The following is a 21259-nucleotide window of genomic DNA, read 5'->3' on the forward strand; positions in this document are numbered from 1 at the left end:
GGCTGGAACGACCGATCCCACCCCTTCGCCTGGACCAAGACCGCAGACCAGATCCTTAAGAAGGCCAACCGTCAGAAGACCTCAGACGCGCGGCACTAGGGCGGGAAGCTCGTTTGCTGCACGGTTCGAGACTGGTGTAAATGGTGGCGTCGCGGAGACGGAGATCGTTCGGCGGGATCTTTGTCAGGGCGATCTCTTCTGCGTGGTCGTGGGGATGGGTCTCCCGCGAGTAGCCGGTGGCCAGGGCGTCTCCGTCACCGCTGATGATGATCGCGCCGACAGAGAAGGCCGTGGCCGATGGCGGGCACGAGCGAGACAAGTCGATCGCTTGCTTGAGCCAGTAGTGGTCGTCCGTCTCATGCATCGGTGGAACCTCTGGGAAGGTATCGAAGGAGTACTACGTCACCGATTTGCCTCACGTCAGCGAGCTGCATCCGGTTGGCAGGGTTCTGAGGGAACGCAGCGTCGCTCACGAAGCGTGGAGCCTTGCTGTCACCGACGAAGAAGGGGGCGACCACGAGGTGGATCTCATCGGCGAGATCGGCCGCCAGGAATTGGGTGTGGATGGTGCCCCCGCCCTCGATCATCAGACGCTTCACGCCACGTCGGGCGAGATCGTCGAGAAGGACGCCGAGGTTCACCTCTTGGCCGGCATCGACGACGTTGCTCACTCCACCGACCGCGGCGGTGGCTTTGTCGACCGCAGCTGTCGGAACGTAGACGATCTTGTCGACGTCGCCGGTCGAGAAGAACTTCGACGCCGGGTCGACGTCTCCACTTGCACTGATCGTCACCTTGACAGGCGATTCCGTCTGCCCTGCGTCCAAGCGGCGCTTACGGCGCTCATCGGAGCGCACGAGCAGCCGAGGGTTGTCGCGGCGGATCGTGTTGGCACCCACGAGAATGGCGTCGACACCGGCCCTGACCTCGTCGACTCGATCGAAGTCCTCGTCATTCGACAGCAGAAGGCGCTCACCGGTGTTGTCGTCGATATAGCCGTCGACTGAGGCAGCCACGGACAGCAGTACGTAGGGGCGCTCGGTCACGAATGGTCTCCTTCATCGGTGCCGACAAGATCATCGATCATGTACACGAAATCATCTGTCATCCGCTGGATCGCCGTCTGACCGGCATCCGTGTGGAGTGTCGAGCACTTGTGCAGCCTCTCCCGAGTGCTCATCGGCATCCAGTCTGACAGCGCGGGTGCGTGAAGCGCCTGATGGTAGATCGCCTCGGCCGAGCCGCCACTGGCTCCGAGCGGGAGGATCCTTTTGCCCATCGACGCAGCGATGTCTGCTTCCGCTTGAGTGCCGCTTCCGCCGCCGATGATCACGACGTATTCGGCGTCGAAGACTACATTTCGCCTTCCGAAGATCGCCACGGCTCCGCGCAGACCCGGCGGTTGGTAGTGGTCGGCGATGTGGGTGATCACCTCGATGCCCACACCGATCGGACCATGGTTGACCAGGAGACGTCGCACCATCACCAGGCGAGCCATCGATCGCACGGCCGCGTCAATGACGCGGGACTCCGTACCGGTTGATCGGCTTCCACAGATGGCAATTCGTGTACTGGCCGCGTCCGAACCATCGACTCGCGTACGGTTCGATTCCGCGACTGACGCCGTGCCTTTGGTGAGCTCCCGCTCGTCACGAATCGAGGAGACCAGGGTGTCGGCCGGCGCCAGGCCCATGAGCATTCGTGCGTCATCGGGCACCTGCAGGCCCTCTGCGATGCGTGTGAGTACGTTGATGTCCGATACCTGGCCATGCCGCGTTCCTCGTATCCAGTTGGACACATCTGAGCGATCGTGCTCGGTCAGGAGCGCCAGTTGGGTTTGCGTGCAGTCGCTGAAGTCCGTCAGGTACCTACGAAACAACTCGGCGACATCGCGCCGTGCCAATGCAACCTGTACCTCGCTCTTCCGCCAGAACGAGCGCGGCACGGTGCCAGGATCGAACACCCGTCGACGACTCACAACCCTCCCAAGACGTGCGTTTCACCACTCAGCGTAGCGGTGTGCACCCATGGAGTGGAACGAATCCACGGACTGAATCAATTTCCGGAGACTGTGTGGGCCGCCAACATGGGACATGAGCTTGCAGGTCTCGTCCCCCGCACTCCCCGTCAGTGCGGCAATTCGTGTAAGCGCCCAACCGACCGCAAAGCGACGAACCCACCGAGCCAGTGGGCGGACGTATTGATCCCTGTGTCTGCGTCCGCCCGCTGTTCCACCCGAGCCGAAGGAGCGCCTGTGACGAAGCAGTGCACGTTCGGATCGACCATGTACGACGGCGATCAGATTCTCAAACCGCTGTCCATCACACGATCGTCTACCGATCGCAGGAGCATGTTGAAGGTCTACCGCGGTATCGAGCCGAGAGAGCGACAGCGTCGTGAAGTCGATGCTCTGACACGGGTGGGTCGCTGGGGCATCGCTGTGCCAGAGGTGCTAGCGGCCGGACGACGCCTCGACGAGTACTGGAGCATCTTCAGGGTCGTTCCGGGAGACGCTCGGATTACTCGTACGGACGTAGATGTCCGAGCCTATCTCTGCGATGTTCGTGCCCTGGCGGCGCGACTCGCAGCAGCTTCCAATCAGTTGGCGCCCGGTGCCGGATGGGAGCCGAGCCTCAGTGACCCTCCAGACCACAGGCAATACCTGCTGGATCAACTGTCGCCCCGCTGCCGGCGCTATGACTGGTGGACCGAGCTGATCGGCGAATTGCGCGTCGTCGACAGTGAGCCAGCCGTCTACCTGCATGGCGACCTCAAGGCCGAGCACTTCCTCCTAGCCGAGCACGAGACCTACGTCGTCGACTGGGAGGCGTGCGGCCGAGGTCCTGCAGCCTGTGACTTCGCAGATGTCGTTTTCCATGTCATCCGCGATCTTTTGTACGACGGGACTTCCATCGAGGAGCCAGTCATTCACCTGCTCGCGGAACTTGGCGCCCCAGGGGCGGTGCTGGCCTGGCGCCTGGTTCGCTGGCTCGATAGACGCCGTCCTCACGATATGAGCATGTTGTCGAGCGGGGTGCTCTGTGAACTTGCGCACGAAGGAAACACATTCGCAGCATGCCGGCGCTCGGCTCAGACCGTCGCCGACCTGCAAGCAGCCGGCGTCCCTCGCTGACCCAGATCGTTCCACCTCAGCAAATCAGCGATTCGACCTCGAGATTGGACTTCGTCATGCGACGAACAAGTACGACAGTCGGACCCGGCCATGTTGTCATCGATACCGGCGTAGCCCGGCCAGACGCATTGACTATCGTCGAGCGCAAGGGACTGGGGCATCCCGACACACTCGCGGACCACCTGGCAGAGCGACTCTCTCGTGCCTACAGCCGCTACACGCTCGACCGCTTCGGTGCGATTCTGCATCACAACTTCGACAAGCTGGCGCTGTTGGGTGGCGCTTGTGAGGTGCGGTACGGCGGTGGGCGCATGACGGCGCCCATTCGAGTGTTGGTCAATGGCCGGGCGGCCTGGATGTGCGGCGGTGAGACGATTCCGGTCAAGGAGCTCGTCGAAGCTGAGGTCCGCGCATTCTTCGCAGACCGCCTCCCGGAGGTCGCCAATCATCTCGACATCGTCTTCAACATCACCAGCAATTCCAGTCCTGGCGCAGTCGTCACCGACAAGGGCGTTCCAGACCGGGTGCGGTGGTTCAGTCCGCGGTCGATCGGCGATCTACGTGAGCGCCACGTTCGGTTGTCGAACGACACGTCGCTCGGCACAGGCTGGGCGCCTGAGAACGTGTTCGAGTCCTTCGTGCGTGAACTCGTCAACCACTTCTCCGGTCGAAGCCAGTTCACCCTCGCTCACCCGTGGTGCGGTTCGGATGTCAAGCTCATGGGCTACTGGGATGGCGAGCTCGCCGATGTCGTCCTCTGCGTGCCTCAAAAGTCTCGATACGTCCACAGCCGAACGGCCTACCTTCGCAACCTCGAGGTCGTGCGTGAAGAGTGCTACAGACTGGCAACTGCGCGTATGTCAGAAGCAGACTTGCGATTCCGGCTCAACGCCCGGGATGTACCTGAGAGAGATGAGCTCTACCTGACTCATACAGGCAGCTCGATCGAATCTGGCGACGAGGGGGTCGTTGGTCGAGGCAACCGCGTCAACGGGCTGATCACACCCCTGCGACCAATGAACCTCGAGGGTGCGAACGGCAAGAATCCCGTGTACCACGTGGGCAAGCTCTACAATATCGCAGCTCAGCGGCTCGCCCAGCGTCTCTTCGAGGAGACTGGCGACCATGCGGAGGTCCACTTCGTCAGCCTGACCGGACAGCGTCTCGACCAGCCGTGGCGTGTTCTCGTCCGACTGTCGCTCGACAACGCCGATGTTGACAAGGTGCAAGCGGTGGTGACCGATGCGCTTTCGGAGTTCCCTGCTCTGACGGACGAGCTGGTTCAGAGTGGGATCGAGTTGAGCTGATGGCTCTAGGCGAGATATCACACGACTGCCGACGTCGGCTGGCTACCCACTACGGTGAGGCAGCTGGCGCCTGGCTCGCGCGGATTCCTGCGCTGATGGAGGACGCGGCCGACCGATGGGGTCTGTCGCTCCTTGGCTACCATGACGCTGGCCATGCATCCGTCGGCGTGACAGCAACCGACTCCTGGGGACGAGCAATCTTTCTCAAAGCGTGGACCGATCCCGCGAGATACCGGCACGAGGTCGCGGCGTTGCGGCATTGGCGCGGCGATCTTGCCACCAAGGTGGTGGAAGCTGCTGACGACCTCGCGGTCGCCGCACTGGAGATGGTTGGTGGACGTCCGGGTGGTGCGGACCGCCCAGCGGTGGAGCAAGCTCTGGTAGCACAAGCACTCGATGACCTGCATGCGATCGACGCGTGCAACCCGCCCGTCGGCATTCCTAGGCTCTCTGACTACATCCGGCATGAGCTCACACCGCGGATCCGACGACGACTCCATACCGTGCAGCTTGCCCAATGGATGCCCGTTGCCCATGCTGGACTCCGCGCACTGGACGACATCCTGCGCGTCCCGGGCCGGGAAACGGTACTCCACGGCGACCTGTACCGCGAGAACGTCCTGTTCGCCGACAGGCGGAGCCCGGTGTTTGTCGATCCATTGCCGATGCTAGGACCGGCCGCCTTCGACTGGGCCTTCTGGGTGGTCTATTACGAGGCTGGTAGCGGAATCGAACAGCGATTAGAGCTTGCTGTGCAGGTCTCCGGACTGTCAGAGCGGGATATTCATCGCTGGTGTTCCCTCTTATTCCTGGACGGTCTCCTCTATTACCTTGAAATCTCCGATCCGCGAGCGGTTCAATTCGGCAAGACAGCGGCCGCCTTCGCGGTGAGATGCGAGGCGAACAGGCCATGATCAATTTCATACTTCGTCATGGCCAGACAGACCCCAGCGTGCAGCACATGGTCAATGGCGACCCAACATGCCCGGTCTACCTCAACCGCGCTGGAGAGCAGGCTTGTATTCGGGTCCGCTCGTCCATCGACGCCAGGAACGTCGGGACCTGGGTGACAAGTGAGTTTCCGCGAGCGCAACAGACTGCGCAGCTACTTATAGGGTCGTCAGTGACCTCGGTGCGCGTCGAGCGTGGATTGAATGAGCTGGACTACGGGACCTTCGAGGGAGCGCCGTTCCTCGCCTATGGCGATTGGCTTGCACGTCACGGTGCCGATAAACGACCAAAAGGCTCGGCGGAATCGCAGCGCGAAGCAATCCTGCGAATGCTTGAGGCGCTCAGAACGATCACCCACTACCCCGGCGATCGTGTGGTCATCGCGCACGGCCTCCTTGTTTCGGTCTTGGTCTGGGGGCTAAGCGAGTCACACGAATCCATGCCACTTTTCATGCCGGAGGCCCCGTATCTCAAGCCTCTGGAAGTGCCCGACGAGGAGCTGGTTGACCTGTTAGCAAGTCTGATCAGCCGGCTAACAGTGGCGGCAGAGATCGGCGGGTGACATCGACCTCTGCCATCCGCACGCCTGCTGCTACCTTCAACGACACATGTCCACCGCTGGAAATGAAGGACTCGCGCTATGCATGATGCCCGTGGTCTCATCGAGATGGGTGCCGAAGCTGTACGTCGGCTGGCCCGTCGTGGCTACAACCTGGATCTGTCCACGCTGGAGGATCTGCAGTCTCGGCGCAGCCGGAGCATCCACTCCATCGATGAGCTGCGAGCAGAATCGAAGCGTGTTGCGAGCGATGTCCAACAGGCATCTCGCCGTGGCGAGGACATCGCGACGCTGAAGGAGACGGCGCGCAAGCTCAAAGACCAGATACGTGAGCTTGAGGCCGAACGCGACAAGGCGCAGTCGGAGTTGACCAACCTGCTCCTGAGCATTCCGAACCTGCCCGATGACCGGGCGCCAGAGGGCGACTCGGATGAGTTCGCAACCGAGATTCGACGTGTAGGTGCCCAGCCTGCCTTTGACTTCGAGCCGAAGGATCACGTGGATCTGGGTGAATCGACCGGAATCCTCGACTTCGGCCGGGCAACCAAGCTGTCCGGACCGCGTTTCGCTGTGACGCGTGGCGCGGGGGCTGCTCTGGAGCGTGCGTTGACGACGTTCTTCCTCGATCTTCACACACGCCGTCACGGTTACAGCGAGTACTCGGTCCCCTATCTCGTCAACCGGAAGACAATGACGGGCACGGGTCAGCTGCCGAAGTTCGAGGCCGACCTGTTCAAGACCGGTGTGGCAGACCGCGACTTGTTCCTGATTCCGACCGCCGAGGTTCCGTTGACGAACCTGTACGCAGACGAGATTATTCCGGCTGCTGATCTACCGATGGCGATGACGGCGCACACCCCATGCTTCCGATCCGAAGCGGGGTCGTATGGCAGGGATACGCGCGGTCTCATTCGCCAGCATCAGTTCATGAAGGTCGAGCTCGTCCGGATCGTCGATCCAGAGCGGGTCGACGTCGAACTAGAGAAGATGCTCGGCCACGCAGAAGCGTGCTTGAAAGAACTCGATCTCGCGTACCGGGTTGTGATGCTCGCTGCAGGCGATACGGGATTCTCGGCGCAGCTCACGTATGACATCGAGGTTTGGTTCCCGAGCCAAAATACCTACCGCGAGATCTCCTCGGTCTCCAACTTCGGAACCTTCCAGGCTCGGCGAGCGGACATCCGGACCCGCGGCTCCGACGGTAAGCCGAAACTGGCCGCCACACTCAACGGCTCAGCGCTGCCCGTCGGCCGAACCCTGGCTGCGCTGCTCGAGCAGCACCAGCAGGCGGACGGCTCGATTCGGCTACCTGAATCCCTTGTCCCTTATCTCGGCTTCCGCCGAATCCTGGCGGATGGATCACCGGAGGAATAGTGCTCGTCGGCGTCTGCGATTTTCCCAGCGACTATCCGTTTCCGCCTGCTGCCTACGGCGGCATCGAGCGTTGGCTTTGGGCGGTAGCGGTCGGAGCCCGAGCCGCCGGCGCCGACGTCCACCTACTTGGACCGGGTTGGATCCCCGATCTCGGCGAGGATTGGCTCCGCAAACCAGTCCGGCTGGAGGAGATCTCGGCAGGGTCGCTGGCGGAGCGGGAGCTACGCAGGGCGGCCTACGACCTCCTTGTCGTCGGACACGAGTACCCCTCGCACCCTGCGTGGTCGCGCATGCGGGACCGGCTGGACTGTGATGTCGCCGCGTTTCAGCACTCACCGACCTTCCAGCATTCGCCGAACGCCTTCGACGGGAAACAGTCGCGCCTCTATTGCTACTCGCCCGAGATGGTCGAACGCTACGCGGACCACGAGCCGATTGCCGAACTCGCTGTACACCTTGGTATCGACGAGGACGAGCCTCCGGCTGCGACTGGCCGGGACCTGGTCTGGCTCGGGCGAGTCGACAGTGACAAGGCGCCACATCTGGCCATCAGGGCGGCTCAGATCCTTGGCCGGCGGATCAGGATCGTCGGACCGATCTTCGACGAGGAGTACGTCCGGACCCACAGGAGCTTGTTCGATGCTGACCACGTCGAGTTTCTCGGCGAGCTTGGTGGACCGGCCAAGGTCGCAGCACTCCAGTCAGCAGATGCGTTTGTGTACACCTACGCGCGGAGCTATGTCGAAGCAGGCGCCGCAGTATTCGGGGAGGCCTTGCGAGCGGGCACACCTGTAGCCGCGCTGACTTGGCGAGGTGGCACGTGTGCTGAGGCCGCGACGTGCGAGCAGACCGGTGTAGTGGCGGTGACCGACCCAATCGTTGACGACGAGACGGCTGCCCATCGACTCGCCGACGCGATAGCACAGGCCGCGAGCCTCGATCACACGACCGTGTCGGCCGCCATCGCTTCGCGCCCGATCGCCACTTCAAGGCCATGGCTGCACGCCCGTGACGAAGGTGGAGTTGAGCGGCCAGATATCTGCCTCGCTTCGGCGGACTCTCGGCAATCGGTGGAACGTCGCCGTTCGAGATGGCCATCTCACTGCTCTTCACCGCAATCACTCGACGCATTATCTGCCGCCGCGCCAATCTCTGTCGTTGACCGGGACGCTCGACGCGCTAGAGTCCGGCTTCGCAGATCATGGTGTGGCGCGGGGCTCCTGCTTACCGCTTCGATGGGGACGTGAGACTGACCTCACGATGTCCGCCGTCCAGGCCCTCGACCCGCTCCTCAAAGACCGCGAGGACTGGGTCTACAGCAGCGGCTTCCTCCCACAACCAGTTGTCCGTCTGACAGGTAAGCGTCATGGCCGCGGCGACCTGTGCGACGGCTTCCTCAGCTCGTTCGTCAACGTCTCCCACATTCAACCGGTTAACGACTGCGACGAGTTCACCGATGTGATCGACGTCTGGTTGTCCGTGCTCTCGCGGCTTGGCCTGAACGCCCGCCAGGTCGTCGTCTACGGTTCCCTGGAGACGTGGCAACGTCGTCAGGTGCAGGGAGTGACGCTGAGATTCCGGCACACGGACGTGCCGTTCGGCGACGTGAATCTTCTGTGGAACGCCGATCGTCCTGAAAGGATGGCGGTCGATCTCGGCAGTGGCTTGGAGAGGCTGGCCTGGCTTAGATCCCGGTCCGCTTGGCAGGACGTCGTGTACGGGAAGTTCGCAAATGAGGCGTCGTCAGCGACCCTTGATGCGATCCGGACAGCGACCCTTTTGCTGGGAGGCGGGATTCGGCCCGGTCCGAGAGGCGCGGGCGGAACGACTCGGCGGATGATCGCCAGCATCGCGCCTGAATCAGCAATTCTCGGCGTGGACGCACTGGTTCGTTTCTCACATCGTTACTGGAACGCGATTCATCCACTCCAACTTGACTGGCCAGGCATCGCCGCAGCAATTGAGATTGAGCGAGATCTATTGCGCCTTCGGAGGATATCGTGAAAGTTGGCGCGTAGGACGTCCTCACCCAGCAGGCCAGGGACCTGGCAGACATTTGGGATTCACATCGTTTGCAGTGCAGTGGGCCAACTACCGAAGAGGAAGACAGCAATCGTGACGGATGACACCACCGACCGAGATGCAGTAGGAGTCGTCGCCTTTGCGTACGAGCGGAGCGTCCTCAAGCGGCTTCGTCGGGCCGGATGGTGGCATGTCGGCGTCCGCGATCCCGAGTCGGTCGCAGAGCACAGCCTGCGCGTTGCGCAACTCGCGGCGCTGATCGCCAGCGAGGAGGGCGGCGATCCGGGGCGGGCGGCGTACCTCGGGATGTGGCACGACTCCCAGGAGACCCGCATCGGCGACATCCCGCACAGCGCCAAGCCGTACATGGATGTCGCGAGCAACGAACGCATCACCGAGGACCAGGTCGCCGTCCTTCCGAAGGCGGCCGCAAAGAGCATCAGGGAAGCCGTCACCGAGTACGAGGCCGCCGAGACGATCGAGGCTCGCTGCGCGAAGGACGCCGATCGCCTCGAATGCCTCATGCAGGCCGTCGAGTACGGCGAAGCCGGCTACAAGCGAGTTGCAGGCTGGACCGAGTCGTCCCGCACCCGAATCCAAACCGACTTCGGTCGACGCCTCGCCGAAGCAGCTCTTCATACCTCACCACTCGCCTGGCGAGACCGCTAACGTTCCCGTTCATGGTCGGGTGACCGCCATCTGACAGCGAGTCCGACAACGGTTGGAGCGCCTATGTCGTCGGCTCACCGGATCTGCGGGTCTCAAGGCCTAGTCAGACGACCTCCGTGAGTTCACGCGCCAACGCGGTTGCCCTGCAACACTTTGGGGGTGACGCATCCTCGGGGCAGGGTTGAGTGGTGCCCAGGCGGGAGTCGGCGGGTATGTCTCTGACCGTCGCACTGGAAGACCCGAATAGCCTGGTCAATGCATTCTTCGATGAGCACCTCCCGCACCAGGTTGCGCTGATCCGCCCGTGGGAGAGGACACTGCGACAGTGTGCGTCGAGGAGAGTCGCACCGGCATCCCGTTCGCCACACCTAGTTGGCGCAGCAATCGAGTTCCGACTTGGTCTCGACCTCGCGCAGGCCCTGCCGTACGCCGACTTGGCGGCGGCCGTCTGCTCGACGACGGGGCATGATGCGATCAAGGCTCTGGGCTACGAGCCGACCAGCCACGTGGGTCTTGGCGAAGAACTGTCCACATGGCGCAAGGCCGGCTCGCTGCCAGCAAACGACCTCGGTGACGATCGCGACCTGCAGACCGTCGCCGCCAAGCTCTGCTGGCAGATGGCCTATATCGAGACCGTCGCTTTCAAACTGTCGAAGACCTCGATGAACTCCACCGACGCTTTGGCAGCGTTCTGGGCGCTGTGTCCCCACCCTGAGCCGCCCGACGAATCAATCAGCGTGCTTCTGAACCTCTGGCGCCGGTACACCACCTGCGCGCAATCGACGCTGGCCGGCTTTGGCGAACCGCTGAGGATCAGACCATCGTTCGCATCACGCTTCGCCGTAGGCGACCTGCTGATCGGCCGTACGCTGATCGAGGTCAAGTGCGAACAGCGGCCTGAAGAGTCGCTTCCCCGAACCCTGCGGCAGGTCTTGGGCTGCGCGCTCGCCGAATCCGACGACGACATTGCGGTTGACCATATCGGTGTCTACCACGCTTACGAAGGATCACTCGTCCATTGGACGCTCGCTCAAGCTCTCCAGATCGTCGCCGCCGACGATCACACCTCAGTTGCCGAACTTCGCGCACGCTTCGCCGACACCATCGCGGCGGAGCGCAACGCAATCGAAGAGCGCAGCCACTAACCAGTCTGGCTTGCGCGAGCCGCTCGGCGTAGACGCGACGCCCCCGCGGATGGCATCGCGTGATGCCGCGAGCGCGGTTATCCTAAGCTCAGGTGGCCCCGCTGCCCGGCTCCGAGCCGCAGTGCCCATGTCACTGCGGCGACGAGGACAAGAAGTCACGCTTCACGTGGGACTCTGTTGATCTGCCGTAGCGACGTCCAGCCTTTGACACCGTCGGCGGAGCAACGACATGGGCGCGCTCTGTCGCAGAGGATGTGTCATGGCGGACAAGCGCCAGCGCGAGATCCGCGCGTACAAGCAGATCACCGGTCTCAACTACATCCGCGCAGCCCGCGAGATGCAGCGGTACGCCAATCCCACTCACCGTGAGGCTGCATCCCACGCACACGATCTCGTGCAGCGGCTAGAGCAGATCCTGCGCGCTGACGAGGCGGACTCCGCCGCGACGGTGCGTGCACTGACTCTCGCCCTCGATGCAGCACGCGACGTCGCCCTGCAGACCGATCGAGGCGTGGTCGGGTGGGAGGAGTTCGATCGAGCCTTTCAGATCGGCGACTGGCTGCGAGAGATTGGCGGCCAACCATCGGACGTTCTCCTCGCCGCCGACGCCCTCGTAACGTGTGTCTGCGCCGCACGACAGCGTCGTTGCTACATTGGCCACTGTCGACCGACTCGTTGTTCCCCTGCTCCGCAACGTGCACAGCTCATCTGCGCTGGCGAAACCAAGCAGGGATGCTTCCAGCACATCGCCGAGGAGATCGTCAGGCTGCGCGAGTCTCGCTCGGCCATGCACTACGAGATCACCAGCCCCTCGGGCGTCGCCGAAGCAATCGAGGCTCTCGTGTCGAGCGGCGCTGTCGCCGTGGCCGAAGACCTCGAAATCGATCTCGGTGAAGCCACAGCCCACATGGTTGAGCTCGAACTCGAATATGACCTGGCACAGCACACCGCTCAATGCCAAGCAGCGGCCATCACGATCGCCTACGGCCTTGGCAACGACGACGACTCCACGATCCGCCAGGTAGCAGCTCAGGTCCTCGAAGACGACCCGAGCACCTGCCGCTGTTCTTCGTCACCCGTCGACTAATGCATTCGCGGTTGTCGTCCGTCGCGCTCTCCCGGCACGGCGGACGACTTCGTCGTCCCGCGCAAGCTCTCGCCACGGTCAATGAACGAGATCGGGGCCAAGCCCCGCGCGCTTCACAAGTGACGGCCGCGCTGGCCGACTGCCGTCTTCTCGTCACTGATGCCGTCGTCTGTTCTCTCGAGCCGAGTGAACTGATGGAGCATCCATATTCAGCGGTGATTCAACAGGTCTCTACCAAGGTAGTGAGGCGCCGGCACGAAGTTCTGCCGGGGCGCGGTGGGCGAGCGGCGCGGAGGACGCGCAACGACAGCCGCAGATCGGGCACACCTCTTGCATGCCAGGCGGTCGACGCCAAGTGACGCACCGATCGGTGCCTTCGCCGCTCAGCCGTTGAGCTTGCATGAGCGAGCTGGCGAACCCACTGACCCGCGAAATTCCGGGCGGGCAACTGTGATGAGTATCCACCGGTTGAACGCCGGAGAGGGGTATCAGTACTTGCTTCGGCATGTCGCTGCTGGGGACGTTGATCGGCGGATGGTCACACCGCTGACGGCGTACTACACGGCGTCGGGATACCCTCCTGGCCGTTGGTTGGGACAGGGTCTTAGCGGCCTGGGCGACGGTGAGTTGGTGCCCGGAAGCGAAGTGACCGAGGACCAGATGGCTGCGCTGTTCGGCCGTGCGGAGGATCCGCTGACCGCCCAGACGCTCGGCGAGCCGTACCGCGTTTTCAAGAGTCTTCAGGAGCGCATCCAGGAAGGGGTCCGCGATCTCGACCCGGCCCTGCCGCATGCTGAGAGCGCGCACGCGGTGGCGCGGATTCGCCAGCAGGAGATGCGGAAGAAGTCGCGTCAGGCGGTTGCCGGTTTCGATCTCACGTTCTCTCCGGTCAAGTCTCTATCGGCGCTCTGGGCAACGACTGACGTTGGTACCCAGGAGCAGATCGTCGCCGCCCATCACGAGGCGATCGCTGACGTGTTGTGCCTGATAGAGCAACACGCGGCGTTCACCAGGAGCGGCGATGGCGGCATCGCGCAACTGGATACCCGCGGGGTGATCGCGGCGGCGTTTGATCACTGGGACAGCCGCAGTGGCGACCCGCAACTGCACACTCACGTGGTGGTCGCGAACCGCGTACAAGGCCCGGACGGCACATGGCGGACTCTCGATGGGCGCGTCCTGTACCGGGCTGCGGTGGCGATGTCGGAGGTCCACAACGTGCTTCTCGCCGACCATCTCACCCGGCGTCTCGGCGTGAACTGGGAGCTGCGCGAACGCGGTTCCAGGCGGAATCCGGCGTTCGAAATCGACGCGATTCCCGACGACCTGATCCGCGAATTCTCGGCCAGAACCGCACAGATCGAGGCCAACCTCGACGCACTCCTGGACGAGCGCATCGACGAGATCTGGCCACCCGACCGCCGCGAAATGTATGCCCTGCGGCAGCAAGCAACTCTGATGAACCGGCCGTCCAAGCATCTCGCCCAACCCCTCGCCGTGCTCATGGCGCAGTGGCGCAAGCGCGCCGACCAAGCCATCGGGCACGACGCCGTCGCCGCCATCCGACGATCCCTCAACACGGCCGGCGAGCGTCCGATGGCTGCGGCAGACCTGAGCCCAGAAACGGTCGACGCGTACGGCGCCGCAACCGTACTAACGGTGCAAACCAAACTCGCCACCTGGACACGCTGGAACCTCCTCGCCGAGGCCGCACGCCAAACCCGACTGCTCCGTTTCGTCTCGACCAGCGACCGGTTCACCGCGCTGCAAGCGATCGTCGAACGCGCCGAGCAGCACTCGATCAGCCTCACCGCACCAGACCTGGTCACCATCCCCGTCACCCGCGCGAGCGGCGAGAACGTGTTCACGATCCACAACGGCCAGATCTACACCTCACCCGTCATCCTCGGCGCCGAAGCGGTCCTCCTCGACCTTGCCCGCGACACCAGCGGACCCACCATCGCGCCAGCAGCGATCAACACCACCGGTCTCAGCGCCGACAAGGCCGACGCGCTTCTCCGAATCGCGAGCAGCGGGCAGAAGCTCGAGGCCCTGATCGGGCCCGCGGGCGCAGGCAAGACCAGCTTATTGTCCGCACTCACCGCCAGTTGGGAATCAAAGCACGGCGATGGATCAATCGTCGCCCTCGCCCCATCGTCAGCCGCCTCGACCATCCTGTCCGACGCCATCGGTATCCCCACCGAGAACATCGCCAAATGGATCTACGAATCCGCCGGTCTCGGCGCCGAACAACGCCGCGAACAGGTCCTGCACACCGAACACGCCGCCGAGCTCGCCCGCCGCGCACGACGCCGTCTCCGCCATCAACGACTCATCGTTCAGCTCGCAGCCCTCAGAGCCCAGCGCGACCGGTGGACCTTCCACAAGAACCAACTCGTCATCGTCGACGAAGCCTCCATGGCCAGCACCATGGCACTCGCAACCCTCGCCCGCGCCGCCGACGCGGCTGGTGCGAAGATCCTGATCGTCGGTGATGACGCACAACTGTCCGCCGTCGACACTGGCGGCGCGTTCCGGCTCATCGCCAAAGACACCGAGGCAGCCGAACTCACCGACGTCTGGCGCTTCACCAACCCCTGGGAACGCGACGCCAGCCTCGCGCTACGCCGCGGCGAGGTGAGCGCCATCGATGCCTATGACAACCACGACCGACTCACCGCCGGCTCATCAGAGGAGATGGAAGACGCCGCCTACAAGGCCTGGCGCGCCGATACCAGCAGCGGCAAAGCCAGCCTCCTGATCGCCGCCGACAACACCACGGTCGCGCGACTGAACGCCCGCGCTCGGCTCGACCGCATCACCACCGGCGAAGTCGAACCCGACGGCATCGAACTCCACAACGGCAACCACGTCGGCCTCGGCGACCACATCGTCACCCGTCTCAACAACCGCCGGCTGCGCTACGGCAGGGCCGGTTACGTCAAGAACGGCGACCACTGGACGGTCATCCACCGCTGGCCCGACGGCTCCCTCACCGTCCAAAACCACACTGACGACACCGTCACTCTGCCTAGCGTCTACGTCCAGGAATCCGTTGAGCTGGCCTACGCCACCACGGCCCACCGAGCCCAAGGCGCCACCGTCGACAATGCCCACCTCCTCGTCACCGACCAGCTCACCCGCGCCCTGATGTACGTCGGCATGACCCGCGGCCGCGACACCAACCTGGCGTACGTAGCCACTCACCAGAGCTCCTCGGATCTCCACGAGCCGCATTCCGAACAGACCATGCAAGACGTCCTCGAAGCCGTCCTCAACGACCCCGGCGTCGAACAATCCGCCCACGAAGTCCTCCGCCGCGAACTCGACAACGCCACCCGCCTCGACCGCCTCGTTCCCATCCACGAACACCTCTGCCAACTCGACGCCAAGAAGCGCTACAGGCAGGCCATTGGCGCCTCCGGACTCGATCCAGCAGATCAAGCGGCAGTCCGGGCGTCCGCCGCCTACGGCGCACTGATCGCCGAGCTCCGCCGCGCCGAGAACGCCAGCATCAACGTCACCGAGGTTCTCCACCGCGCCGTGAACCAATCGCCTCTGACGAACGCCAACGACGTCGCAGCTGTCCTCCATGCCAGGGTCGATCGCCTGGTTTCCAGAACCCTTCGCCGCCGAGGCGAACACCCAACTACGGTCGCCGGCCTAGTAATCCCAGCAACGCACGTCAGCGACCCGACCCTGATCGCCCCACTCCGCGAGCTCGAATCCCAGATTGCACAACGCGCCGATTGGCTGGCCGGCAAAGCCTCAGCCGAGCAGCCTGCCTGGTACCGAGAACAGCATCGAGACGCCAGCATCCCACCGGACCAGGATCTCGCCGAGCTTGTCCGCGAGATCGCCGCCTACAGGGAGCGCTACCAGATCCATGCGCCTTCGGTCCTCGGAGACGCACCACCAGAGAAGGCAGCCGTGCGATGCCGTCAACACTCCCGGCTCCTGAACATGCTCAGTGCCTGCTCGTCGAGCGCCTCTGAACGACCGACAAACCACACAGATCCCTCGGCGATGCCGCCAGAATCCATCACCGCAACGCAGCCAGGATGACAGTCATGAGCAGGACCGGCACCAAAGAAGGACCTTGCCCCTGAGGAGCACACCGGTGCGGTCTTGCCCCCGCAGTCCTACTGCCAGGAGAGGCGGGCTGGATCCCAGGTGCCAGTGGTTCGCTCGGCGTTGAGGATCTCGTCCAGGCAGGTGCTGCAGAAGGTCACTGCAGCGTTCAGGTCCCAGTATTCACGTGGGTACTCGGCGAACCCTGCGGCGGACCGGGGGAAGCCGACGACCCAGTCCTCGCTCGGCGCATGCACCTTGTTCGGCAGCGTCAGTTGGCGGCGGGCGGCTTCCCGCCCGAGGACCGTGGTGAGCCGGGCGGCGTCGAACGGGATCGCGGCAACGATCCGGACGATGTCGGCCAGGTCGCGGTAGCGGGTGGATGCTTCGTGACCGTCCCGGCCGTGCCGTTCGTACAGTGCACAGATCTTGTCGGCGAGGTGGTGTTCGATAGGGATGGTGGGGATCGAGGGCAGGTCTTTCAGGGTCTCGTGGTCGATGATCGGTTTGAGTGGCACATGGTCGACCGGGGCATCGAGGTGTCGCCGGGTCGTGAGGTCGATGCTGAAGGACTCGAACTCTCGACCGCCCAGCAGGGCCCGCGCCTTCACCTTGGCGGTTTCGGTGCCATATCCGTAGGGGTCGGCCTCTCGCTGGATGGTCATTGAGTACAGCTCGAACTCGAACGGGTCCCCGTGATGCGGACGGCTGGACAGCTGCCGCAGTTCTGACAACGCGTCGTCGGTACTGGTCCACGGTGTCTCGCGAGCAAGATCGACATCCAGGGTGAATCGGCCACCTCCGGTCCGGATCAGCAGCGCGTTGCCGCCCAGTAGCACCCATGGGGCGTCGGAGTCCTGAAAGATGCGACTGAGGAAGATCGTGAAGATGTATTGCTTGCGGATCGGGTCAGCCGCGACGCCGCGGCTCTTGGCCTCGCTGGCCAACTTGGTCCCCAGGGACTGTCGCAGCCGGTTCGCTTCCAGCTGAGTCAGCGGCTCCGCCATCGTCGATTTTCCTGTTCTGCCGGCTTGTGGCATCTCGTGTTCCGTCAGGATGCGCTGCATTGACTACGTGTTGACTCGCCGAGGAGAAGTCGATCCCTTGCCCCAATTGGCGAAGTCGCTCGTTAACGGCCCGGCTGACGATGTCTTCGAACTGGGGCGCGAGTGTTCGGAAGAACTTCTCCCGCAACTCAGGGGCCGCCAACTCCAGCAACCCGGTGTCAGGTCGGAAGCCAACCGCCTTCAGGAGCGCCACGAGCATGGCGTTGCCGTCCGGAGATCCGAACCCCTCGACCGCCGGCTCGAGCGCCTGTACGAGGGAACCGGACGTGACGCCGGTGGTGGCGACTGCATCGCGGACCACTGCCGCGAGGTGGTCGAAGTCGGTGCCGCCGGTGGCCAGGTCGTTGACGGTGCGCGCGACGGAAGTCACCGGCAGCCCATCGACCCACGCGACATCTCCTTCCGGTAGGTCGCGCTTGCGATACCGGATGTCCGGCTGCGTGGTCTGCCGACGTACCGCGGTAGTGAACTCGTACTTGGAAGCCAGCACATCACCGAGGCCGTGCACGGCTGCCGCGGACTCACCAGACACCACGGCCAGCGGCTGGTTGCCCGCCGGCTGGCTGCCGGTGGACAGCCAGGCTGCGCGCAGACCCTGCAATGGTCCGGTGTCAGCGGAAGGGAGGGCGTAGACGCCATGACGAACACGCTGCACAGTTCCGCGGTCGGCAAGGCGGGACAGGTGCATCTTGGACACACCTGCCTCGTAGGCCTGGGCCGTCGTCACCAGTCCCCACTGGCTGGAACCAACCAGCTCCAGCGACTCCAACATGTCGACCGCACGCATCATTCTCGCCTCCTCACGCTTCAACAGTAACATCTATTCGTTACTTTCAAAGACTCACAGCGATAGTTTCGTCACTTTTCAAGTCTCCATGCCGCTGTATGGCGATCGGCCAGACCCGACCGACCGTGGGTCGGTAGGGTCTGAGGTACGGCGGCGTCGACCTGCGCGCAACACTTCGGTGAAGGAGTCGACCTACCGCCTGCTCCGCACGCCCGACCGGCCAAGCTGCTGACCAGATCGGCACAGCTCGGGCCACCCGACGACTGGTGAACTGAATGGCTCTGCCCGAACTGGATGTCGAACGCGTGCAGCGATGGTGCGCCGCACGGGTTCCAGAGCAGGCTCGCGACCAACTGCGTATCGAGTGCGAAGTCGCTCCACGCCACCTAACGATCGTTGAACGGCGCCCGCCCTGGCACGACGACATCCAGGGGAATTGGACCAGCTCCGCAATCGCCCGCTTGCGCTACAACGCCACTGACAAGTCCTGGACGTTGTACTGGGTCGACCGGCACGAGCGCTTCCACACCTACGAAAGACTCGTCCCGTCGCAGAGTATCGACGACCTACTGACCGAGATCGACCGCGACCCGACGAGCATCTTCTGGGGATGACCGCGATGGTCGGCCAAGTTGGTCGGTCGTGCATCCCTCTGTGCCTTCATCTTCCTAAGCAGTGCGTAGCACGTTCGAACCGGCCTCTCACCAGAGGTCGAGATCCGCGAACTCCTCGTCCAGGGCGGCGGCTGCGGAGGGGTTGTGGATTCGGCGGCCCATGTAGACGTCTTGGGTTATGGAGACTTGGGCTTGGCCTAGGTGGTCGGCTATTTGGCGGGCGGATTGGCCTCGGCGGTCTAGGGCGGTGGCGGTGGTTTTGCGGAAGGTGTGGGAGCGGATCCAGGTCAGGGCGTCTGAGGGCGAGGGTTGGGCTGCTTGGTCTACCTGGGCGCTTAGGCTGGGCGATGCGTCGAGGTTTATGCGGTAGATCTTGACGAGGGTGGCTACGAGTTCGCGGTCGAGCTTGATGCGGCCGGTCTCGATGAGCTCGAGTCTGGTCTTTGGCCAGCCGAGTTTCGTGGCGACCTGTTTGCGGGTGAGGCCGGCTTGGAGGCGGGCAGATCGGAGGGTCTCGCCTAGGTCGCGGCGGGCGGTGCTGGCTACGGGGGACAATGCGCGGCGGAGGGCTCGGCGAACGTTGGACGGGTCACGGAAGCCTCCGAGCGAGTCGGCGAAGATGGGGTCGTCGAGGCTCACGCCGGCTGCGTGGCGGCGGCGGAGCATGGTGACGGCCCCGTCGGGCAGGGGTAGAGCACGCACACCCGCCCTCGACTTCGGAGCCTTGCGGATCAGGCCTTGGCCTGGGACGCGAACAACGGTGTGAGTGATTTGCACCGCGCCGGCGTCTAGGTCGACCTGCGACCACAGAACCGCGAGAGACTCACCGATTCTGACTCCTGTTCCGAGCATGAAGACGACGAGGTCCGGTAGGTCGGCGTGCCGGGCGGCTTCATCGGTAGTCAACTGTTGGCGCAGGATGGCGATCTCTTCGGTGGTCAGCGCTCGGGGCGGGTCCTTTGGACGGGCCTCGACTGCTTCGACCTCGCGGACCGGGTTGACGGTCAGGGCGCCGTACCGGACGGCGAGTTGCATCATGCCGGAGATCACTGCGCGGCAGGTCTTCGCGGTGGGGCGGCCGGCGTTGCGCTTGATGGTTCCGATCACTCTGTCGATGCGGGGTGTGGTTGCCTCACCGATCAGGAGTTCGCCGAGGGCGGGCCGCACGTAGTTCTTGATGGCTGTGCGGTACGTCGTCAGCGTCGTCGGTGATCGCCGGCCGTCTTCAATGCGTTCCTCTAACTTCTCGATCCAGAGGTCGATGAGGTCGTTGATCTTGTCCGTCGGGCTCAGCTCGCCGTACTGCGTGATCTTTGCCCGGTCTCGCAGCTTCGTGAGTAGGCGGTGCTCGGCTGCGCCTTTGGTCTTGGCGGACGCGGTGACCTCACGGGTATGTCCGTCGTGGTCACGGAAGTACGCGGACGCGCGCCAGGAGACCACCTTGCCCTCGGCGTCCTTCCTCTGAGCACGGGATCGGACGTTGCCCCACGTTCCGATCGGAAGGTGCGGTCTGCTCATCTGGGCCCTCCACAGTCCAGCTGCACGTGGCAGCTCAACGTCTGGGCGGGCCGGGGATCGGACGAAACGGGAGCAGCGCGACATGATGCGATACGTCGCTCAACAACGAGTGGGACTGCCTGCGCCGAAGCTGCAAAGTGGAGATGGTGGCTTGCGGTGCATCAGAGGAATCGCGCTGGCTCACCAGGTTGGCTACAGGTGTGACTGGCCACTGACATTCAACCGTCGCGGCCCCACAGCAGTTGATCGAGGACGAGCGGGCTGACGCCAAGCTCGGCCGCCGCTGCCCGTGCCACAACCAGGATGGAATGTTCATCGCCCGGCACGTCGAACCCCAGCTTGCGGAGGGAACCGGCGACCCGCAGATCCGGCTTCAAGGCGTCGGATCCACATCGCATGCGCATGTATGCGAACAGTGCCGGGCCGATCCCCGACACCCCACCAACGATCGGGTCCAACTTCGGAGCGTGCTCGAGACCCTGAACCCCGTCGGCCCATGCTGCGACAGCCTTCGTCCTCCGAAACCGCTTGGTCACGGCAAAAGGCGAGGAGATTAGCCGCCACCGTCTGAAGCGTTACCGGCTCGCTCCGCTGCAGCCCGAACTGCTCGGCCGGCACCTCGCTCTGCGCCAGCCTCGCCAAGGAGGGGTCACCTGCCGCGGCCCACTTCTCGACGCGAGGCAAGACGACACTGTGATACTTCCGCTGCCGGGAAACCACGACATCGAAAACCATCGCCCCGCGGCGTCCGCGATACACTGCGCCGTACTCTTCAGCGGCCCTATGGGGCCCGTCCCCGCGCGAACCGGCGAGGTCCCGAAGGCGCTCGACGGCTTGGGACCAGTGTTGCCGCTTCCGCATGATCGCCAAGACACCTGCAGTGGCAGGCGCGGTGCGATCTGTCGATTCTTGGTTCAGGATGAGGCCCCTTTTGCCACTAACTGGCACGCCCGAA

19 protein-coding genes are annotated in these 21259 nt (G+C 63.8%); 12 read left to right on the forward strand and 7 right to left on the reverse strand.

Annotated elements, in window-relative coordinates; genetic code table 11:
* Window positions 1–55: 55 nt before the first annotated feature.
* The 3 genes from E0H73_RS42890 to E0H73_RS42900 are packed head-to-tail and all read right to left on the reverse strand — an operon-like array spanning window position 56 to window position 1945.
* Window positions 56–364, reverse strand: coding sequence for a cytidine/deoxycytidylate deaminase family protein (locus E0H73_RS42890; RefSeq protein WP_131366611.1), 309 nt, complete (start codon window positions 362–364; stop codon window positions 56–58).
* Complete coding sequence (locus tag E0H73_RS42895; protein ID WP_131366613.1) at window positions 357–1046, reverse strand: RibD family protein; 690 nt, start codon at window positions 1044–1046, stop codon at window positions 357–359. Before E0H73_RS42895 ends, E0H73_RS42890 begins: the two co-directional genes overlap by 8 nt.
* A complete protein-coding gene (locus E0H73_RS42900) occupies window positions 1043–1945 on the reverse strand; it encodes a hypothetical protein (protein ID WP_131366615.1) in 903 nt (300 codons plus the stop codon). The genes E0H73_RS42895 and E0H73_RS42900 overlap by 4 nt, the downstream gene beginning before the upstream one ends.
* Before the next feature lie 309 nt (window positions 1946–2254).
* Here E0H73_RS42900 and E0H73_RS42905 point away from each other — a divergent pair, with 309 nt between their 5' ends.
* The 11 genes from E0H73_RS42905 (at window position 2255) to mobF (ending at window position 16312) form a co-directional block, all read left to right on the forward strand.
* Window positions 2255–3133 carry an aminoglycoside phosphotransferase family protein gene (locus tag E0H73_RS42905; RefSeq protein ID WP_165556125.1) on the forward strand — a complete coding sequence of 293 codons (879 nt, stop codon included), beginning with the start codon at window positions 2255–2257 and terminating at the stop codon, window positions 3131–3133.
* A gap of 128 nt (window positions 3134–3261) precedes the next feature.
* Entirely contained in the window at window positions 3262–4440 is a 1179-nt protein-coding gene (locus tag E0H73_RS42910; RefSeq protein ID WP_202867881.1) for a methionine adenosyltransferase, read from the forward strand.
* A 95-nt stretch (window positions 4441–4535) separates the two neighbouring features.
* Window positions 4536–5354 carry an aminoglycoside phosphotransferase family protein gene (locus E0H73_RS42915; protein WP_202867882.1) on the forward strand — a complete coding sequence of 273 codons (819 nt, stop codon included), beginning with the start codon at window positions 4536–4538 and terminating at the stop codon, window positions 5352–5354.
* Window positions 5351–5953, forward strand: a complete 603-nt coding sequence (locus E0H73_RS42920; protein WP_165556126.1) for a histidine phosphatase family protein — start codon at window positions 5351–5353, stop codon at window positions 5951–5953. The genes E0H73_RS42915 and E0H73_RS42920 overlap by 4 nt, the downstream gene beginning before the upstream one ends.
* Before the next feature lie 78 nt (window positions 5954–6031).
* Window positions 6032–7324, forward strand: coding sequence for a serine--tRNA ligase (gene serS / locus E0H73_RS42925; protein ID WP_131366623.1), 1293 nt, complete (start codon window positions 6032–6034; stop codon window positions 7322–7324).
* A complete protein-coding gene (locus tag E0H73_RS42930; protein ID WP_202867883.1) occupies window positions 7324–8571 on the forward strand; it encodes a glycosyltransferase in 1248 nt (415 codons plus the stop codon). Before serS ends, E0H73_RS42930 begins: the two co-directional genes overlap by 1 nt.
* 13 nt (window positions 8572–8584) lie before the next feature.
* The gene (locus E0H73_RS42935) at window positions 8585–9328 is read left to right on the forward strand and encodes a hypothetical protein (RefSeq protein WP_131366625.1); all 744 of its coding nucleotides are present in this window, start codon (window positions 8585–8587) and stop codon (window positions 9326–9328) included.
* A gap of 111 nt (window positions 9329–9439) precedes the next feature.
* On the forward strand, window positions 9440–10015 hold the full coding sequence (locus E0H73_RS42940) for an HD domain-containing protein (RefSeq protein WP_131366627.1): 576 nt from the start codon (window positions 9440–9442) through the stop codon (window positions 10013–10015).
* Window positions 10016–10227: 212 nt separating this feature from the next.
* The gene (locus E0H73_RS42945) at window positions 10228–11160 is read left to right on the forward strand and encodes a hypothetical protein (protein WP_131366629.1); all 933 of its coding nucleotides are present in this window, start codon (window positions 10228–10230) and stop codon (window positions 11158–11160) included.
* Between the two features lie 259 nt (window positions 11161–11419).
* Entirely contained in the window at window positions 11420–12247 is an 828-nt protein-coding gene (locus tag E0H73_RS42950; RefSeq protein ID WP_131366631.1) for a hypothetical protein, read from the forward strand.
* 453 nt (window positions 12248–12700) lie between these two features.
* Window positions 12701–16312: a MobF family relaxase gene (gene mobF / locus E0H73_RS42955; protein ID WP_131366633.1), complete on the forward strand. Its 3612-nt coding sequence runs from the start codon at window positions 12701–12703 to the stop codon at window positions 16310–16312.
* Window positions 16313–16389: 77 nt separating this feature from the next.
* Here the strand turns inward: mobF and E0H73_RS42960 are convergent, their stop codons facing one another.
* Entirely contained in the window at window positions 16390–17265 is an 876-nt protein-coding gene (locus E0H73_RS42960) for a nucleotidyl transferase AbiEii/AbiGii toxin family protein (RefSeq protein ID WP_165556128.1), read from the reverse strand.
* On the reverse strand, window positions 17228–18175 hold the full coding sequence (locus E0H73_RS42965; protein ID WP_165556130.1) for a type IV toxin-antitoxin system AbiEi family antitoxin domain-containing protein: 948 nt from the start codon (window positions 18173–18175) through the stop codon (window positions 17228–17230). The genes E0H73_RS42960 and E0H73_RS42965 overlap by 38 nt, the downstream gene beginning before the upstream one ends.
* Window positions 18176–18447: 272 nt before the next feature.
* Here E0H73_RS42965 and E0H73_RS42970 point away from each other — a divergent pair, with 272 nt between their 5' ends.
* Window positions 18448–18786: a DUF3024 domain-containing protein gene (locus tag E0H73_RS42970; protein WP_131366639.1), complete on the forward strand. Its 339-nt coding sequence runs from the start codon at window positions 18448–18450 to the stop codon at window positions 18784–18786.
* Between the two features lie 87 nt (window positions 18787–18873).
* Here E0H73_RS42970 and E0H73_RS42975 read toward each other — a convergent pair whose 3' ends face one another.
* Both E0H73_RS42975 and E0H73_RS42980 read right to left on the reverse strand, forming a co-directional pair.
* Window positions 18874–20304, reverse strand: coding sequence for a helix-turn-helix domain-containing protein (locus E0H73_RS42975; RefSeq protein WP_131366641.1), 1431 nt, complete (start codon window positions 20302–20304; stop codon window positions 18874–18876).
* A gap of 218 nt (window positions 20305–20522) precedes the next feature.
* Entirely contained in the window at window positions 20523–20762 is a 240-nt protein-coding gene (locus E0H73_RS42980; RefSeq protein WP_131366643.1) for a hypothetical protein, read from the reverse strand.
* Window positions 20763–21259 lie beyond the last annotated feature (497 nt).

Origin of the sequence: Kribbella pittospori, assembly GCF_004331465.1 — a bacterium.
Taxonomy (GTDB): domain Bacteria; phylum Actinomycetota; class Actinomycetes; order Propionibacteriales; family Kribbellaceae; genus Kribbella; species Kribbella pittospori.

Bases quoted from the DNA above. Each gene is read 5' to 3' on its own strand.
- E0H73_RS42915 (WP_202867882.1), top strand. From the start codon at position 4,536: ATGGAGGACGCGGCCGACCGATGGGGTCTGTCGCTCCTTGGCTACCAT.
- E0H73_RS42945 (WP_131366629.1), top strand. From the start codon at position 10,228: ATGTCTCTGACCGTCGCACTGGAAGACCCGAATAGCCTGGTCAATGCA.
- E0H73_RS42965 (WP_165556130.1), bottom strand. From the start codon at position 18,175: ATGATGCGTGCGGTCGACATGTTGGAGTCGCTGGAGCTGGTTGGTTCC.
- E0H73_RS42975 (WP_131366641.1), bottom strand. From the start codon at position 20,304: ATGAGCAGACCGCACCTTCCGATCGGAACGTGGGGCAACGTCCGATCC.
- E0H73_RS42920 (WP_165556126.1), top strand. From the start codon at position 5,351: ATGATCAATTTCATACTTCGTCATGGCCAGACAGACCCCAGCGTGCAG.
- serS (WP_131366623.1), top strand. From the start codon at position 6,032: ATGCATGATGCCCGTGGTCTCATCGAGATGGGTGCCGAAGCTGTACGT.
- E0H73_RS42890 (WP_131366611.1), bottom strand. From the start codon at position 364: ATGCATGAGACGGACGACCACTACTGGCTCAAGCAAGCGATCGACTTG.
- E0H73_RS42970 (WP_131366639.1), top strand. From the start codon at position 18,448: ATGGCTCTGCCCGAACTGGATGTCGAACGCGTGCAGCGATGGTGCGCC.
- E0H73_RS42950 (WP_131366631.1), top strand. From the start codon at position 11,420: ATGGCGGACAAGCGCCAGCGCGAGATCCGCGCGTACAAGCAGATCACC.
- E0H73_RS42935 (WP_131366625.1), top strand. From the start codon at position 8,585: ATGTCCGCCGTCCAGGCCCTCGACCCGCTCCTCAAAGACCGCGAGGAC.
- mobF (WP_131366633.1), top strand. From the start codon at position 12,701: ATGAGTATCCACCGGTTGAACGCCGGAGAGGGGTATCAGTACTTGCTT.